The sequence below is a fragment of the Nocardia sp. SSK8 genome (assembly GCF_037034205.1).
GTDB lineage: Bacteria > Actinomycetota > Actinomycetes > Mycobacteriales > Mycobacteriaceae > Nocardia.
Genome location: NZ_JBAGKD010000010.1, coordinates 70,582 through 87,715, shown reverse-complemented (window position 1 = coordinate 87,715; position 17,134 = coordinate 70,582). Strand labels below are relative to the sequence as shown.

Genomic DNA, 17,134 nt, shown 5'->3' with positions numbered 1-17,134 from the left:
AACGGCTAGGCGCGCAGGGAGATCGACGTGTCGGGGGTGACCAGCGGGCGCTGCTTCCAGCGCAGGTCGCCGCTGCGGTGGTGCCGGTGCGAACGGACCCACAGGGCGAGATAGTGGCCGACGGCGATGGGGTGTGCCGCGGCGGAGAGCACGTCGGTCCGGCCGGGTGGGCGGCGGGTTTCGGTGCCGCGGGCGACGATCCGGCCCGTGACGGCCGCCAGGTAACCCAGCACGCCCGCCCGCCGGGTGCGGCCACGGCCGAGGAGCGCGGCCAGTGGGGGCAGCCAATAGGCCAGGGCGAGCAGCAGGCCGATGGCGGCACCACCCTCGATGCGCCCGCCGTAGGCCGACCACAGCCAGCGGGTATAGCCGTTGGTGAGTTCGTCGGCGCCGGTGTACATGCGGGTCCGCGCGGCGTGACTCGCGGTGACCAGGGCGGTGCGGTGCCCGGCCCGGCGCAGGGCCCGGGCGAGATCGAGATCCTCGGTGGCGCTGGCGGCGACGGCCGCGTGCCCGCCGCCCGCCCGGTACGCCTCGGCGTCGACGGCGAGGAACTGCCCGCACGCCACCGCGGTGGACGGGCGCAGGCTGTGATTGGCCGGGCCCACCGGCAGGGTCGAGGCCCACGACCAGGCCAGCAGCGGCTGCACCAGATGCTCGGTGCCCGACCCCGACTCCTGCACCGGCCACGCCGACACCAGACCCGCGCCGCGCCTGCGCAATTCGGTGACCGCCGCGGCGATCGCCTGCGGGGCCAGCCGCACATCGGCATCCACGAAGACCAGCGCGGCCGCGTCGGCGCGGGCCGCCAGCCGCGCGCAGGCGGCGGCCTTGCCGGTCCAGCCGGGGGCGGGATGGGCGGCCGAGCGCAGCACGGTGAACCGGTCGTCGCCGCCGATCGCGGACAGCGCGGCCTCGTAGGTGCCGTCGGTGGAGGCGTCGTCGAGGATGAGCACCCGCAGCCGCGGCACTCCGGTCTGCGCGCGCAGATCCGCGATCAGCGCGGGCAGGCGCGCGGCCTCGTCGCGGGCGGGCACGCACACGGTGACCGGTTCGATCACGCCCGCGACCCGGCGCGGCAGGGTACGCAGGGTGACCAGGTTGTAGACGGCGGTGCTCGCGCCGAGCGCGGCCAGGCCGGTGCCCAGCCAGGTCAGCGAGCGGCCCGCCGCGCCCATGTCAGCGGCCCAGCCTGCGGGCGGCGATATCGCGCCACATCTCACTCGGGGAGAAACGGCCGCGCGGCGCGTTGGGCGGCCCGGCATTGCGGTCGCGGAAGGCCATCCCGGCCACCAGCGCCGCGACCGCGAGGGTGATGCCGCCGACGATCCCGGCCCAGCCCGCGAACGAGCGGGTGTTCGGATCGGCGTACTTCACCTCCGCGCGCAGGGTCGACACCTCACCGGCGGGCAGCTTCCAGGACACGGTGTTGTCGCCCTCGCGGGTGCCGTTGGTCTTGGCCACGCGCGAGGGGAAGGCGATGGAGAACTGCACGTCGGAGCCGTGCGGCGGCACCGACTCCAGGTCGACGCGGCCGCTGAGGCTCACCAGATCACCCGAGCGCTGGAACTCCAGGTTGAACATGCCCTGGGTCTGATCCGAGAGCCCGCCCAGCTGGCCGACCTCGCCGAAGGTCAGATCGTCGAAGAACACCTGGGTGCCGACGTACCCGTCCTGGTTGTAGGTCTCCACCCGCACCTTGGCCGCGACCTGGTCCGGCGCCTTCAGCTGCGGTCCCTTGTCGTCGGGCCCGGTGGGCACCACCGCGGCCACGATCCGGCCCGAGACCCGGTCGTTGGACGACACGCCCATCGACACCTGTACACGCAGGCAGCCGGCCAGCGCGGGCACCAGCAGGGCCAGCAGGACGGCGACGGCCGCGGCGCGGCGCGCGGGCACGCGGGAACGCGGCGGAGTGGGGGGCATGTCGGCGACGGGACTCGGCTGCACGGTTGACATCGTGCCAGGCCCCGGCCCGAGAACCCACCCGACGGGGCCGGTGCGTTCCACCAGCCCGCGCCGAACTGCGCTTTCGCTCCGGTCCGGGTGCCCGATCGGCATCGCGTTCGCCGCCGAAGTGATCGCCCGGATTCCGGGGCCGCCGGGATCAGGCCCGGTGTTCGCGGAGTCGCCGCCCCCGCAGCAGCAGCGGGATCCCCAGCGGCGCCATCCCCACGAATCCCCACACCGCCGACGCGGGCAGCCCCAGGAACACCGCGTGCGCGAGCGTGGACCCCAGCCAGGTCCAGCAGAACACCGCCACCGGCACCGCGACCGAGACCGTGACCCGCCGCCGATCCAGCCCGCTGAGCAGCACCGCCATCAGCGACGCCACCACCGCCCAGCCGAGGTAGTTCGTGTACGGGATCCGCGCGAGCCCCGGCAACCCCGCATCGGTCACCACCCAGGTCCACTGCCCGTCCGCCACCATCTGCGGATCGAGAAACAGATCCCACCCGACCGCTCCCACCACGAACAGCCCCGCCCGCCCCACCACCGATCCGGCCAGCAGCCCCGCGACGATCCACACCGGATACAACCCCCCGGTCCACGCCAACGGCACCACCAGCGGCACCTCCGCCACCGCGGGCCCGAGCCGATCGACCGCATAGGAATAGGCCCCGAACGGAACCCCGGTCGCGGTCCCGACGACCTCCGCCGCCAACCCGAGCCCCGACACGATGACCAAAAACCCCAGCCCCCAGCGCACGCCCCGCGTCGTCACCGCGTGCAGCAACGCCGTCCCCGCCGACAGCAACACCACCACCACGGTGATCCGATCCCGCGCCCCACCCGCACTGAGCGGATAGGCGATCTGCACCAGCACCAGCAGCACCGCCGAGATCGCGGGGATCGCACGGCGCGGGTCGACCCGTACCCAGTCGCGCAGCGCACCGATGGCACGACCACTCGCGTCGGCGAGTTGGTTCAGGCGAGCCACTATCGCCACCGCCTCGGCGATCCGACGCGGTTGGCCGACAGGGGCATGGGACCGCGGCGCATCGCGGACCTACCACGAGCCGCAGGGCTGTGGCGAACTGTGGGGCTGCGGCGTGTTCTGACCCGGTGACGCGTCGCCGGGTGGCAGCGTCTGGGTGGGATGTGCGAACCGCTGGCCAGCCGGGCGCTCATCGCCTGCGCGGCATCGGGAATCGGCGCCGGTCGGTGAGGACCAGGCGGGCCGCGCTGCGTCCGCTCGCGCCCGATACACCGCCGCCCGGGTGGGTGGAGGCGCCGGTGAGGTAGAGGCCGGGGGCGCCGGGGACGCGCTGGTTGGACAGTTCGGGTAGGGGGCGCCAGAGCATCATCTGGTCCAGCGACATCTCCACGTGCATCACATTGCCGCCGCGCAGGCCCATCTCGCGTTCCAGGTCGACGGGGGTCTGCACGAATCGCTGCCGGATCGAGGAGCTGAATCCCGGTGCGTACCGGTCGACCTCGGCGACGATGCGGTCCGCCTCGCGGTCGCCGTGGCGGGCCCAGCCGCTGCCGTCGGCCAGCGCGTAGGGATGCCACTGTGCCCACAGCGAGAGCTGGTGTTCACCCGGTGGGGCGATGGTCGGGTCGACGGCGCTGAAACTCATGGCCAGCACCACCGGGCGCGGGGGCAGCGCGCCGCCGAGCGCGGCACCGTGGGCCCGGCGCAGCTGATTGCGGTCCGACACCAGGAACTGCAGGCCGCGCGCGGAATCGGAGGGGAAGGCGCCGGGATAGTGGGGGAGCCGGTCGGTGGCCAGCCGCACCACCATGCCGATACCGGGGCCGACCCGGATGCGGCGCTGCCAGTCGTCGAGCAGGGGCGCGTCGAAACCGCCCGCGCGCAGCAACTCGAGCGTCGCGAGGATGTGCGCGCCCGCGACCACGGTGTCCGCTGACAGGGTGCGCTCGGCGGTGCTCACCTGCCACCGGTCCCCGGTCCGGCGCAGCGCGGTGACGGCCTCGCCGGTGTGCAGCTCGCCGCCGTCGGCCCGCAACCGCGCGATCAGCGCCGCGCTCAACGCCCCACTTCCCCCCACGGCCCGCCCGGGCGGCAGGGTGTGCATGAGCGCGGCGAACCCGGCCATCGGCGCGGTCCCCGGTTCCGACATCGGGGGCCCGGACTGCGCGCCGAACCAGGCCAGCGAGGCCTTGAGCCGCTCGTCGTCGAACCAGTAGTCCAGCAGCGCGTCCCCGGACTGCAGGAACTCCCGGGAGAGGGCGCTGCCGCCGTCGCGCGCGTCCAGCCCCCAGAACGAGCGCACCAGCTTTCCCGGTGTCGGCGGCGCGCCGAACGCCCGCATCACCCGGGCGCTGCGCTCGCCCCACACGCCGACGAAGCGCCGGTAGGCCTCGGCGTCGCGGGTACCGCACGCGGCCGCGATCGAGGCGCAGGTCTGGTCCAGATCCCGGTGGAACACGATCGGCGCGCGCACCCCGTCGGACGGGGTGAAACCCCACGGGTCGCAGTCGATGTATCGCAGCCCGAACCGGTCGAGCTCGAGCTCCTCGATGATCCCGGTGTGCCGGATCATGATGTGCGCCGAGGAACCGCGGTCCACCTGATGCCCCGGGAACCGCTCGACGGTCGAGACCGCCCCGCCGGGCACCTCGTCGCGCTCGAGCACCACCACCCGCTGCCCCGCCCGCGCCAGATAGCAGGCCGCGACCAGCGCGTTGTGCCCCGAACCGACGACGACGGTGGTCTCCGGCGCGCTCACTCCCGGCTGCCGGAGGTAGGCAGCGGCAGACGCCTGCCGAGGATGGCGAACGGCCGGGTGTCCCCGGCGAAGACGAAATTGCGGATCACATCGGTGAATCCGGCACGCCGGTACAGCCGCCAGGCCCGGTTGGCCTCCTCGGGCACCTCCGGCGTGGACAGCAGCACCGCCGCCTCCGGCCGGTCGGCCAGCAGCCGTTCCAGCAGCGTGGAGCCGATCCCGTGCCCCTGCGCGGCCGGGTGCACGTGCAGCTCGGTGAGCTCGAAATAGTCGGCGAGCAGGTCGCGCGCGGCGGCCTCGGGCCAGCCGCAGCGGCGCATCCCGGTGTGCACCTGCTGGTGCCACCACTGCCGCGGGGCGCCGCTGTAGCCGTAGGCGATGGCGAGGATGGGCGAGGTGCGCAGGTCGACCGCGCCCGAGTCGTCGGGCAGCAGCGCGGCCACCGCGCGCCAGCCCGCCCGGGTGGTGTGCTCGGTCCACATCGGGGCGCGGTGGTGCTCGGTGCCGCGCGGATAGTCCATGGCGGCGACATACACCGACAGGGCGTCGTGCAGGCGTGCGCGCAGCGCGGCGACGCTGAGGTCGACGACGACGGGTGCGGGGGTGTGTTTGGGCTTGACGGCTGTCATGGCTCTCGTCGATGGCGCGCGGACGCGGAAGTTGTCGGTGGGTGTCCCTATATTCAATCTCAATTCAAACGTTCGAATGCTTGTTCGATCCGTGCGAGGGGTGAAAGGGGCAGCAGATGGCTGGTCGCAATGATGGTCGGGAGCACGCGGCACACGACGGTCGCGCGGGCGGGCTGCTACGCCAGGCCGACGCCCTGCTCACCGATTCGGCCTGGGAACACGACCCGGGGGAGCGGCTGCGCACCGCTTACCTGGCCGCCCTGCGCGGCGCGGGCGCCATGATCGCGCTCACCGGCGCCGACCGGGCGCCACGGGCGCGCTCGCGCAGCGCGTGGGTGTTGCTGAGACGCGCCGCACCGGAGTTTGCGATGTGGGCCGACTACTTCGAGGCGCACTCGCAATTGCGGGCCGCGCTGGAGGCTGGACTGGACCGCGCGATCACCGACACCCAGGCCGACGAGTTCTGCTCACGGGTGGGCGCATTCCTCTATGACGTCGACGATGCGCTGGTCGCCGCGGTCAAGGCCCGGCCGCAGCCGAGTCGCGACCGGGACATGACAGCTTAGTTATCACCGAGTAGGTGGTACGGCTTCGATCGAACTCGTATCATGGGGAGCAGATAGCCGCCAAGGTCGGCTACCCGTCGCCTACCCGGAGGCGACCAGCCACGCCTAGTGCCGGGGGAGGTACCGTGCCACTCTCCGAGCACGAGCAGCGCATGCTCGAACAGATCGAGAGCGCTCTCTATGCTGAGGATCCGAAGTTCGCCTCGTCCGTCCGTGGCGGACGACTTCGCTCCACGTCGAGCCGACGCAGGCTCCAAGCCGCGGCGTTGTTCGCCATCGGTCTGGTGCTTCTCGTCGCCGGCCTCGCCCTGCCATTCAAGCCGGGCGGTTTCCCGATCATCAGTCTCGTCGGATTCATCGCCATGTTCGGCGCCGGCGTGCTGCTGATGCTCGGCAACTCGCATCGGTCCGCGCAGGCGGACCAGTCCGAGGCGCCCGCCGCGGGTTCCGGCCCGTCCGGCGGTTCGTCCGGCCGAGGCGGCCGCCAGCGCAAGTCCGGCGGTTTCTCCGAGCGCATGGAAGACCGCTTCCGCCGAAGGTTCGAGCAGGAGTAGCTCGCCCCTCGCCGGAGCGCGACAGCATCGAAGGCGGCGCCGCACCCGAATCGGGTGCGGCGCCGCCTTCGCCTGTTCGTGGCCGGGTACCGGCCGCCAGGGCGACGCCCCCACCTTCCCCACCCTTCCCCACCGCGCCCCGCCGAATTTCCCCACGCCGCCGTATTACCCGCCGGTACCTGCGAAGTTTGCTGAACGTTGTCGGAGCCCCGGGTGGCCGACCCGCGCGGGTTCTCCGAACACGCGATAACCCCGAATCTCAGTGATAGCTGGCATGACCTGCGGAATTGTGTTGGCGGGGAGCGAGATCACCCGGGGTTTCGATTGAAAGTGGGGGAAAGTGGGGTAATGTGGGTCGCGCACTACAGGAGAGGCCGTTACGGCGAGGTGATCCAGTAGGGAGGTGGCCGGGATGTTTCTCGGTACCTACACCCCCCGCCTGGACGACAAAGGGCGACTGACGTTGCCCGCGAAGTTTCGAGACGAACTGGCGGGAGGGTTGATGGTCACGAAGGGTCAAGACCACAGCCTGGCCGTGTATCCGAAAGACGAGTTCACCGCGCTCGCGCGGCGGGCCGCGGCGGCGTCTCGAAGCAACCCGCAGGCAAGGGCTTTCGTTCGAGCACTGGCCGCGGGCACCGACGAGCAACGTCCGGACGCACAGGGCCGGATCACGCTGTCGCCGGACCATCGGCGCTACGCCAATCTCGGAAAAGATTGCGTGGTGATCGGTTCGGTCGACTTCCTCGAGATATGGGACAAGCAGGCGTGGGAGTCCTACCTCGACGAGCACGAGGAGGACTACGCGCAAGCCAGAGACGAGTCGCTGGGCGGAATCTTCTAGCCCGGAGCACGCGAGTGCTGCGAGGCCTCTGCCCGGGCGTGGACCCTGACGTACTTCCCCGACGCCAGGTGCCGCGCCTCGGTCAGAGACCTCGACGCATTCGCGAACACCATTCTCATTCGAAAAGCACTGTGTGGCATGGCGACTCGTCTGCGACGCGAGGTCCTATCCCGGGAGGTCGAGGTGAACCATGACACCGAGAACCCCCGTCATGTGCCGGTTCTGCTCGAGCGCGCCGACGAACTGCTCGGCCCCGCGCTGAGCGAACCGGGCGCGGTCTATCTCGACGCGACCCTCGGCCTCGGCGGGCACGCCGAACATTTCCTGCGCACCTACCCGCACGCGCATCTGGTCGGGCTCGACCGCGACACCACCGCGCTGAAACTGGCCGGTGAGCGCCTGGCGCCCTACGCCGACCGGATCACCCTGGTGCACACCCGCTACGACGGCATCCCCGCCGCCCTCGACGAGGCCGGATTACCCGAAATCGGTTCCGTCGCCGCGATTCTCATGGATCTCGGGGTGTCCTCGATGCAGCTCGACGAGGCCGACCGCGGCTTCGCCTACTCGGTCGACGCGCCGCTGGACATGCGAATGGATCCCACCACCGGACCCACCGCCGCCGACGTGCTCAACACCTACAGCCACGGCGATCTGGCCCGGGTGCTCAAGACCTACGGCGACGAGCGGTTCGCGGGCAAGATCGCCTCGGAGGTATTGCGCCGCCGCGCCGTTCGCCCGTTCACCACCAGCGCCGAGCTGGTCGAGCTGCTCTACGACACCATTCCGGCCGCCGCGCGGCGCACCGGCGGGCATCCCGCCAAGCGCACATTCCAGGCGCTGCGGGTGGAGGTCAACGGCGAGCTCGACTCGCTGCGCGCGGCCCTGCCCGCCGCGCTCGACGCGCTGCGCGTCGGCGGGCGGATCTGCGTCATGTCGTACCAGTCACTGGAAGCCCGGCTGGTCAAACAGGAGTTCGCACCCCGGATCGTGTCCCGGTCCCCGATGGATCTGCCGGTCGAATTGCCCGGCATGGGACCGGAATTCCGGATGCTCACCCGGGGTGCGGAGAAAGCGACGGAGTCCGAGATCGAGGTCAATCCGCGATCGGCGCCGGTGCGGATGCGCGCGGCGGAACGGATCGCGGAGAGATCAGGGAGGACACAGGAGGGGACACGATGAGTGTGCGGACGAGCACCGTCGCCGTGCCGAAGCGCACGGCCCGTCGCGTGCAGGCGGCCGAACGAGTCAAGTCCGGTGCGGCGCAGCGGGCCTACGCTCGCAAGCGCACCAGGGCCCAGCTGCTCGACGGCATCGAACTGCCCGAGCGGGCCTCGACCATGGCCGGGCGGATCCCGTTCGTCACGGCCATCATCGGACTGCTCGGCTGCGGCCTGGCGCTGACCCTGCTGCTGACCACGCGCGCCGCCGAGGACAGCTACCAGCTCGGTGACGCCCGCGCGGTCAACCGCAAGCTCGCCGACGAGCGGGCCGCGCTGCAGCGCGAGGTGGCCGCCGCCGACTCCGCCCCCGAACTGGCCGCCCGCGCCCGCGATCTCGGCATGATCCCGGCCAAGGACCCGGCCCGGCTGGTGCTCGGCCCGGACGGCGAGATCACCGTCATCGGCACGCCCTCGCCCGCCCAGGGCGCACCGGCCCCGCCGCTGAACGGCCCGCCGACCACCACCCCGAACCCGGCCACGCCGAATCCGGCCCAGGCCCAGGGGGAGCGGGTGGTGCCGGTGCAGCCGGGCGCGCTGACCGCGACCCCCGCCCCCGCGGATGCCGTCCCGGCGCCGGTGCTCGCGGCGCCGGGTGCCGCCCCCGCACCCGCGCCGACCGTCCCCGTGGGCGAGGCGACCCCGCCCGCCCCCGGCGAAACCCCCGCGCCCGCCGAGGTTCCGGCGCCCGTGGCGGATCCGGAGCTCACCGGCCAGGCCCCCGTGGGTCAGGCCCCCGTCGATCCGGCCGCGCCGGTGCTCGTGCCCGACCGGGTGGACGTCGCCGTGGCCCCCGCCGAGCAGGGCGCACCCCTGCCGCAGGCCGACACGCCGCCGCCCGCACCGGGTGCCGCTCCGACTACTGCGGTCGTCCCGCCGAGCGAGTCGCCCCAGATGATCGAATCGGAGGGCGGCCCCCGATGAAGCGCAGCGGTTCCGCGTCGTCGTCGCGACGTGGACCGGTCTCGCCGCGTCCTCGCCGGTCCGGCTCGCTCTCGCCGGACCGGCCGATCCGGTTGCGGCTGGGCATCGGCCGGGTCACCCTGCTGGCCACCCTGGCCGTGGTCGCCCTGCAGCTGCTCTACATCCAGAGCCTGGCCGCGCCCGCGCTGTCCGCGCAGGCCGCCTCGCAGCGCACGCACAAGGAGACCGAGGCCGCCGTGCGCGGCCCCATCACCGACCGGCACGGCAACCGGCTGGCCTTCACCATCACCGCCAACGCGCTGACCTTCCAGCCGGTCCGGGTGCGCGAGCAGCTCGCCGAGGCCAAGAAGGCCAAGCCCAAGGCGCCGGACCCGGACCAGCGGTTGAAGGACATCGCGAAGTTCATCCACAAGAAGCTCGGCGACAGCGGGCCCAAGGAGGAGGAGCTGCTCGACAAACTGCGCAGCGACAAGCCCTTCCACTACCTGGCCCGCAATGTCGACCCGCGGATCGCCGCCGAGATCACGGCCGAGTTCCCCGAGGTCGGCGCCGAGCGCCAGGACCTGCGCGAGTATCCCGGCGGCGCGCTGGCCGCCAACGTCGTCGGCGCGACCGGCTGGGACGGGCACGGGCAGATCGGCCTCGAGTCCGCGCTGGACTCGGTGCTCGCCGGCACCGACGGATCCCGCACCTACGACAAGGGTTCCGACGGCGCGGTCATCCCGGGCAGCTACCGCGATCAGCAGCCCGCGGTCAACGGCTACGGCGTGGAACTGACCCTCGACGAGGACCTGCAGTACTACGTGCAGCAACAGGTACAGCAGGCCAAACAGCTCTCCGGCGCGGCCTCCGCCTCGGCGGTGGTGCTCGACGCCAAGACCGGCCAAGTGCTGGCCATGGCCAATGACAACACCTTCAATCCCGCACTGGGACCGCAGCATTGGGCCTCGGCGAACATGAGCAACCCGTCGGTCGCCGAACCGTTCGAACCCGGGTCGGTGAACAAGATCGTCACCGCGGCCGCGGCCATCGAGTACGGGGTGACCAACCCGGACGAGGTGCTGCAGGTGCCCGGCTCGATCCGGATGGCCGGGGTCACCGTCAACGACGCCTGGCAGCACGATGTGGCGCCCTACACCACCACCGGCGTGTTCGGGAAGTCCTCCAATGTCGGCACGCTCATGCTCGCCCAGCGCGTCGGCGAGGACCGTTTCGCCGACATGCTCGACCGCTTCGGCCTGGGGCAGCGCACCGGCATCGGCCTGCCCGGCGAGAGCCCCGGCCTGCTGCCCGCCCGCGACCAGTGGTCCGGCGGCACCTTCGCCAATCTGCCCATCGGCCAGGGCCTGTCGATGACGACCCTGCAGATGACCGGCATGTACCAGGCCATCGCCAACGACGGCCTGCGCATCCCGCCGCGCATCGTCAAGGCCAAGATCGCCCCCGACGGCACCCGCACCGAGGAACTGCAGCCCGACGGCGTCCGGGTGGTGAGCCCGCAGACCGCCGAGACCCTGCGCACCATGTTCCAGGCGACCGTGCAGAAGGACCCGATGGGCGTGCAGATGGGCACCGGCGGGCAGGCCGCGATCGAGGGCTATCAGGTGGCGGGCAAGACCGGCACCGCGCAGAAGGTCGACCCGGCCTGCCGCTGCTACTCGACCTCGTCGTACTACATCACCTTCGCCGGGATGGCGCCCGCCGACAACCCGCGCTACGTGATCGGCATGATGCTCGACGCGCCGGTGCGCAGCTCCGACGGCAGCGGCGGCGGCTCGGCCGCGCCGCTGTTCCACAGCATCGCCTCCTGGGCATTGCAGCGTGACAGAGTACCGCCGTCGCCGGAACCGAAACGCCTCGTCCTGGAGGCCGGGCTCTGACCGCTCGCCCGATGCCCAACCCGCATTGTCCGTCCGTCTCCGCGCGTCGGTAACCTGACTGCTCGTCTCGCCCACGCGCTCGATCACTCTCAGAGAGGAGCCTTGTGCCCGCGCAGTCCAGCCCGCACGCGCTCCGGCCCACCACGCCGCCGTCGACGTCGCTGCAGGCCTTGCTGGACCTCACCGGCGCCACGGTCACCACCCCGGTGTCCGGGGTGACGGTCACCGGTATCGAGCAGCGGTCCAACGCGGTCCGCCCCGGCGACCTGTTCGCCGCCCTGCCCGGCGCCAACGCCCACGGTGCCCGCTTCGCCGCCGACGCCGTCTCCCGCGGCGCGGTCGCGGTGTTCACCGATGCCGAGGGCGCCGAACTGATCGGCGACCTCGCCGTGCCGCTGCTGGTGCGCGCACAGCCGCGCGCCGTGCTCGGCGAACTCTCGGCCGAGATCTACGGCCATCCCAGCGACGCGCTGCGGATCATCGGCATCACCGGCACTTCCGGGAAGACCACCACCTCGTACCTGGTGGAGGCGGGCCTGGTGGCCGCCGGGCTGAAGACCGGCCTCATCGGCACCATCGAGACGCGCATCGGCGGGCAGCACGTGCCCAGCGCGCTCACCACGCCCGAGGCACCCCAGCTGCACGCGATGTTCGCCGCGATGGTCGAGCAGGGCGTGCGGGCGGTCGTGATGGAGGTGTCCAGCCACGCGCTGGCCCTGGGCCGGGTCGACGGCGTGCGGTTCGCCGTGGGCGCCTTCACCAACCTCTCCCAGGACCACCTCGACTTCCACGCCGACTTCGAGGACTACTTCGGTGCCAAGCGCACGCTCTTCACCGGTTCCTCCGTCGCCGCGCGCGCCGCGGTGGTCTGCGTGGACGACCAGTGGGGTCGCAGGCTGGCCGCCGAACTCGACGCGCCGGTCACCGTCGGCACCCGCGAGCCCGCCGACTGGCAGCTCGCCGGCGAGGTCAAGACCACCGCCGGGGCCCAGGAGTTCACCGCCGCGGGCCCCGACGGACCGCTCAGCATGCGGCTGCGCCTGCCCGGGCGCTACAACATCGCCAACGCCCTGCTGGCCGTCGCGACCTGCGCCGCGGCCGGGGTGGACCCCGCCGTGGCCGCGCCCGCGCTGGCCGAGGTGGACGTGCCGGGCCGGATGCAGCGGGTCGACCGCGGCCAGGACTTCCTGGTGGTCGTCGACTACGCGCACAAGCCCGCCGCCGTCGAATCGGTGGTCACCACGCTGCGCGGGCACCTGACCGAGGCCGGGCACGGCAGGCTGGCCGTGATCGTCGGCGCCGGCGGCGACCGCGATGTGGCCAAGCGTCCGCTCATGGGCGCGGCGGGCGCGCGGGCCGACCTGATGATCGTCACCGACGACAATCCGCGCTCGGAGGACCCGGCGGCCATCCGCGCCGCGATCATCGCGGGCGCGCACGAACTTCCGGCCACCGACCGCGGCGAGATTTGCGAGATCGGTGACCGGGCGGCGGCCATCGCCGCCGCCGTCGCCTGGGCCCGCCCGGGTGACGTGGTACTCATCGCGGGCAAGGGCCACGAGTCGGGGCAGGAGGTCCAGGGCGTCAAGTACGTCTTCGACGACCGGATCGTGGTCGCCGAGGCGCTGGACGCGCTGGCGCCCCGGCAGGATTCGCCCACCGACTCGGAGGACTCGAGGGTTTCATGATCGAGATGACACTGCGCGAGATCGCGGACGTGGTCGGCGGTGAACTGCACGACGTCCCCGATCCCCAGGCCCGGGTGACCGGTGCGGTGGAATTCGATTCGCGCCGCGTCGGTTCCGGCGATCTGTTCCTCGCGCTGCCGGGCGCCAACGCCGACGGCCACGATCACGCGCCCGCCGCGGTCGCCGCGGGCGCGGTCGCCGTGCTGGCCGCCCGCCCGGTGGGCGTGCCCGCCATCGTCGTCGCGCCCGAACGCGGGTCGGTGCCCGCCACCTCGGTGGCGCTGAGCCACGACGGCGACGGTTCCGGCGCCGCGGTGCTGGCCGCGCTGGCCGAGCTGGCCCGGGTGAGCACCGAGCGCCTCGCCGAACGCACCGGGCTCACCGTCGTTGGCGTCACCGGGTCCTCCGGCAAGACCTCCACCAAGGACCTGCTGGCCGCCGTGCTGGCCCCGCTGGGTCCGGTCGTCGCGCCGCCCGGCTCGTTCAACAACGAACTCGGCCACCCCTGGACCGCCCTGCGCGCCGGGCTGGACACCAAGTTCCTCGCGCTGGAACTGTCCGCGCGCGGCCGCGGCCACATCGCGGCGCTGGCGCGCATCGCGCCGCCGCGCATCGGCGTTGTGCTCAATGTCGGCACCGCCCACCTCGGCGAATTCGGCAGCCGCGAGGCCATCGCCGTCGCCAAGGGCGAGCTGGTCGAGGCACTGCCCGCCGAGGGGCTGGCGGTGCTCAACGCCGACGACCCGCACGTCTCGGCCATGGCCGCGCGCACGAAGGCGCGCGTGGTCAAGGTCGGCCTGTCCGGTGACGCCGATATCCGCGCCACCGACGTGCGCACCGACGAGCAGGCCAGGGCGAGCTTCGTGCTGCACGCCGGGGGCGACTCGATCCCGGTGACCCTGGCCGTGCACGGCGAACACCAGGTCGGCAACGCGCTGGCCGCGGCCGCCGTCGCGCTGGAATGCGGCGCCGACCTGGCCACCGTCGCCGAGGCGCTGGGCGGGGCCACCGCGGCCTCGGCGCGCCGGATGGACGTGCGAACCACGCCCGAGGGCGTCACCGTCGTCAACGACTCCTACAACGCCAACCCCGACTCGGTCCGGGCCGCGCTCAAGGCGCTGGTCACCCTGGCCAAGGCGGGGGAGAAGCCCCGGCGCAGCTGGGCGGTGCTCGGCGAGATGGGCGAGCTCGGCGACGACTCGGTGATCGAACACGACGCGATCGGACGGCTGGCGGTACGCCTGGATGTCGACCGGTTGATCGTGGTCGGCACCGGACGACCCTCCCGGGGTATGCACCAGGGTGCGGTGATGGAAGGCTCATGGGGCGAGGAGTCCGTCCTCGTCCCCGATATCGACGCGGCGATCGCGCTGCTCGACGACGAGATCGCCGCAGGCGATGTGGTACTGGTCAAGGCGTCCAAGGCGGTCGGTCTGTGGGCTGTCGCCGAACACCTGACCAGGGCAGGGGAAGGTAGTACGCAGGCATGAAAACAGCGGCCATCGGCAGCGCGCCTGCGCTCGGCGTCAGTGAGGCGCGGGCGTGAGGCAGATTCTCTTCGCGGCGGGGATCGCCCTGGCGGTGTCGATCCTGTTGACGCCGTTGCTGATCCGGGTGTTCGCCAGGCAGGGCTTCGGGCAGGAGATCCGGGTCGACGGCCCGGCCAGCCACCAGGCCAAGCGCGGCACCCCGACCATGGGTGGCGTCGCCATCCTGATCGGCATGTGGGCCGGATACCTCGGTTCCCACCTCATCGGCATCGGCTACGACGCCGAGGGCCCGACCGCCTCCGGCCTGCTGGTGCTCGGCCTGACCACCGCGCTGGGCGTGGTGGGCTTCCTCGACGACTTCATCAAGCTGCGCAAACAGCGCAACCTCGGCCTCACCGCCGCGGGCAAGTACATCGGCCAGACGGCCGCCGCGGTCATCTTCGCGGTCCTGGCCCTGCAGTTCCGCAACGCCGACGGCCTGGCTCCGGCCAGCAAGCACCTGTCGTATGTGCGCGACTGGAGCACGGTGTCGATGGGCGCGCTGATCTTCGTGGTCTGGGTGCTGTTCCTGGTGATCGCCTGGTCCAACGCGGTCAACCTCACCGACGGCCTCGACGGCCTGGCCGCGGGCTCGATGAGCCTGCTGCTGGGCGCCTACGTGATCATCACCTTCTGGCAGTACCGCAACGCCTGCTCGACCAACCCGGGCCCCGGCTGCTACGACGTGCGCGACCCGCTGGACCTGGCGCTGGTCTGCGCCGCCGCGGCCGCGGCCTGCATCGGTTTCCTGTGGTGGAACGCGGCCCCGGCCAAGATCTTCATGGGTGACACCGGTTCGCTGGCTCTGGGTGGCCTGATCGCGGGTCTGTCCATCACCACCCGTACCGAGCTGCTGATGGCCGTGATCGGCGCGCTGTTCGTCGCCGAGGCCGCCTCGGTGATGCTGCAGGTCGCGGTGTTCCGCACCACCCGCAACCGGTTGTTCAAGATGGCGCCGTTCCACCACCACTTCGAATTGAGCAAGTGGGCCGAGACGACGGTGATCATCCGGTTCTGGATCCTGGCGGGCATCTCCGCCGCCGTGGGTCTCGGGCTGTTCTACAGCGAATATCTGTCACAGGTCGGGTGAGCGCGGACATGGTCGAACACTCTCCCCGGGCCCTGCGCTCGCCGGGCCCGATGCTGGAATTCCTGCGTGGCCGTGACGTGCTCGTCGCGGGCTGGGGCGTCTCCGGGCGCTCGCTGATCGAACCGCTGCGCGATATCGGCGCGCACCCCGTGGTCACCGACAACGGCGCCAAGGCCCTGGCCGAGGCCGCCGAACTCGGGCTCGAGGTCGCCACCGGCGTCGAGCTGGAGAAGGCCGATCTGAGCCGGTTCGCGCTGGTCATTACCAGCCCCGGCTGGCGGCCGGACTCGCCGGTGCTGGTCTCGGCGGTCACCGAGGGCATCCCGGTCTGGGGTGACGTCGAATTCGCCTGGTGGGTCGATCAGGCCAGGATCTACGGCCCGGTCCGCAAGTGGCTGGTGATCACCGGCACCAACGGCAAGACCACCACCACCAATATGACCCACTCGATCCTGCGCGCCGCGGGCATCGCCAGTGTGGCCTGCGGCAATATCGGCCTGCCGATCCTGGACGCGCTGCGCCGCAATCCCGGCCCGCAGGTCCTCGCGGTCGAGCTGTCCTCGTTCCAGCTGCACTGGGCGCCCTCGGTGCGCCCGGAGGCAGGCGTGGTGCTCAATGTCGCCGAGGACCACCTGGACTGGCACGGCGGCCTGGACGCCTACGCCGCCGCCAAGGCCCGCGCGCTGACCGGCCGGATCGGCGTGGTCGGCCTCGACGACCCGGTCGCGGGCTCGCTGGCCCGCAAGGCCAAGGCCCGCCGCACCGTCGGCTTCCGCATCGGCGTGCCCGCCGACGGCGAACTGGGCGTGGTCGACGGCAAACTGCTCGACCGCGCCTTCACCAAGGCCGCCATCCTCGCCGAGACCTCCGACATCAGCCCGCAGGGCCCCGCGGGCATCGCCGACGCGCTGGCCGCCTCCGCGCTGACCAGGGCTATCGACGTGGCCCCGCAGTTCGTCAAGGAGGGCCTGGCCGAGCACAAGGTGGGCCCGCACCGCACCGCGTTCGTGCGCGAACTCGGCGGGGTGGAGTTCATCGACGACTCCAAGGCCACCAACCCGCACGCCGCGCGCGCCTCGATCCTGGCGCACCCGCACGTGGTGTGGGTGGCGGGTGGGCTGCTCAAGGGCGCCACCGTCGACGACCTCATCGAAGAGGTGGGCGACCGGCTCGTCGGCGCGGTCCTGTTCGGGGCCGACGCGCCCGTGATCGCCGCCGCGTTGGCGCGACACGCACCCGAAGTCCCGGTCATCGCGCTGGACGCGGGAGACGATGCAGACATGGACTCGTCGAGATCTCAGCGTGCCGAGGCGGTCATGGGCCGCGCGGTGCGCGCCGCGGCGGGTCTGGCCAGTGCCGGGGACACGGTCCTGCTCGCGCCCGCGGCGGCCTCCCTGGACATGTACGACGACTACACCCACCGCGGACGCTGTTTCGTGGACGCGGTGACGGCTTTGGAAGACGGTGACATCGGGCGGGCGCTGTGACATCCACGCCCCGGCGGAACTGTCTG

The 17,134-nt window shown here is 72.1% G+C and carries 14 protein-coding genes and 1 pseudogene; 10 read left to right on the top strand and 5 right to left on the bottom strand.

The features are described from left to right. Window positions 1-5: 5 nt before the first annotated feature. The 5 genes from WA675_RS19195 to WA675_RS19175 all read right to left on the bottom strand — a co-directional run bounded on the left by WA675_RS19195 (window position 6) and on the right by WA675_RS19175 (window position 5,326). Window positions 6-1,178, bottom strand: a complete 1,173-nt coding sequence (locus tag WA675_RS19195; protein ID WP_336086011.1) for a glycosyltransferase — start codon at window positions 1,176-1,178, stop codon at window positions 6-8. Between the two features lies 1 nt (window position 1,179). Further along, window positions 1,180-1,959, bottom strand: coding sequence for an LppM family (lipo)protein (locus tag WA675_RS19190; protein WP_442945672.1), 780 nt, complete (start codon window positions 1,957-1,959; stop codon window positions 1,180-1,182). Window positions 1,960-2,107: 148 nt separating this feature from the next. Next, window positions 2,108-2,890 carry a carotenoid biosynthesis protein gene (locus WA675_RS19185; RefSeq protein ID WP_442945678.1) on the bottom strand — a complete coding sequence of 261 codons (783 nt, stop codon included), beginning with the start codon at window positions 2,888-2,890 and terminating at the stop codon, window positions 2,108-2,110. A 238-nt stretch (window positions 2,891-3,128) separates the two neighbouring features. After that, window positions 3,129-4,697: a phytoene desaturase family protein gene (locus WA675_RS19180; protein WP_336086010.1), complete on the bottom strand. Its 1,569-nt coding sequence runs from the start codon at window positions 4,695-4,697 to the stop codon at window positions 3,129-3,131. Next, window positions 4,694-5,326 (bottom strand): GNAT family N-acetyltransferase, encoded by a 633-nt coding sequence (locus WA675_RS19175; RefSeq protein ID WP_336086009.1) that lies wholly within the window; start codon window positions 5,324-5,326, stop codon window positions 4,694-4,696. Before WA675_RS19175 ends, WA675_RS19180 begins: the two co-directional genes overlap by 4 nt. A gap of 116 nt (window positions 5,327-5,442) precedes the next feature. On the opposite strand from WA675_RS19175, the gene WA675_RS19170 reads away from it, so the two are divergent. From WA675_RS19170 to murD, 10 genes and pseudogenes are all read left to right on the top strand, one after another. Further along, the gene (locus tag WA675_RS19170; protein WP_336086008.1) at window positions 5,443-5,892 is read left to right on the top strand and encodes an SAV_6107 family HEPN domain-containing protein; all 450 of its coding nucleotides are present in this window, start codon (window positions 5,443-5,445) and stop codon (window positions 5,890-5,892) included. A 125-nt stretch (window positions 5,893-6,017) separates the two neighbouring features. Then, window positions 6,018-6,446, top strand: a complete 429-nt coding sequence (locus WA675_RS19165; RefSeq protein ID WP_336086007.1) for a DUF3040 domain-containing protein — start codon at window positions 6,018-6,020, stop codon at window positions 6,444-6,446. A 412-nt stretch (window positions 6,447-6,858) separates the two neighbouring features. Next, complete coding sequence (gene mraZ, locus WA675_RS19160) at window positions 6,859-7,290, top strand: division/cell wall cluster transcriptional repressor MraZ (protein WP_336086006.1); 432 nt, start codon at window positions 6,859-6,861, stop codon at window positions 7,288-7,290. Window positions 7,291-7,318: 28 nt separating this feature from the next. Continuing rightward, window positions 7,319-8,472 (top strand): annotated as a pseudogene (gene rsmH, locus WA675_RS19155) (16S rRNA (cytosine(1402)-N(4))-methyltransferase RsmH). Then, window positions 8,469-9,434 carry a hypothetical protein gene (locus WA675_RS19150; protein WP_336086004.1) on the top strand — a complete coding sequence of 322 codons (966 nt, stop codon included), beginning with the start codon at window positions 8,469-8,471 and terminating at the stop codon, window positions 9,432-9,434. The pseudogene rsmH and the gene WA675_RS19150 overlap by 4 nt, the downstream one beginning before the upstream one ends. Then, a complete protein-coding gene (locus tag WA675_RS19145; protein WP_336086003.1) occupies window positions 9,431-11,314 on the top strand; it encodes a peptidoglycan D,D-transpeptidase FtsI family protein in 1,884 nt (627 codons plus the stop codon). The genes WA675_RS19150 and WA675_RS19145 overlap by 4 nt, the downstream gene beginning before the upstream one ends. Window positions 11,315-11,418: 104 nt before the next feature. Next, the gene (locus WA675_RS19140) at window positions 11,419-13,002 is read left to right on the top strand and encodes a UDP-N-acetylmuramoyl-L-alanyl-D-glutamate--2,6-diaminopimelate ligase (RefSeq protein ID WP_336086001.1); all 1,584 of its coding nucleotides are present in this window, start codon (window positions 11,419-11,421) and stop codon (window positions 13,000-13,002) included. Then, window positions 12,999-14,492 (top strand): UDP-N-acetylmuramoyl-tripeptide--D-alanyl-D-alanine ligase, encoded by a 1,494-nt coding sequence (locus WA675_RS19135; RefSeq protein WP_336086000.1) that lies wholly within the window; start codon window positions 12,999-13,001, stop codon window positions 14,490-14,492. The genes WA675_RS19140 and WA675_RS19135 overlap by 4 nt, the downstream gene beginning before the upstream one ends. A gap of 52 nt (window positions 14,493-14,544) precedes the next feature. Then, complete coding sequence (mraY, locus tag WA675_RS19130) at window positions 14,545-15,621, top strand: phospho-N-acetylmuramoyl-pentapeptide-transferase (RefSeq protein ID WP_336085999.1); 1,077 nt, start codon at window positions 14,545-14,547, stop codon at window positions 15,619-15,621. A gap of 50 nt (window positions 15,622-15,671) precedes the next feature. Continuing rightward, window positions 15,672-17,108, top strand: coding sequence for a UDP-N-acetylmuramoyl-L-alanine--D-glutamate ligase (gene murD / locus WA675_RS19125; protein ID WP_336086148.1), 1,437 nt, complete (start codon window positions 15,672-15,674; stop codon window positions 17,106-17,108). Window positions 17,109-17,134: the final 26 nt, after the last annotated feature.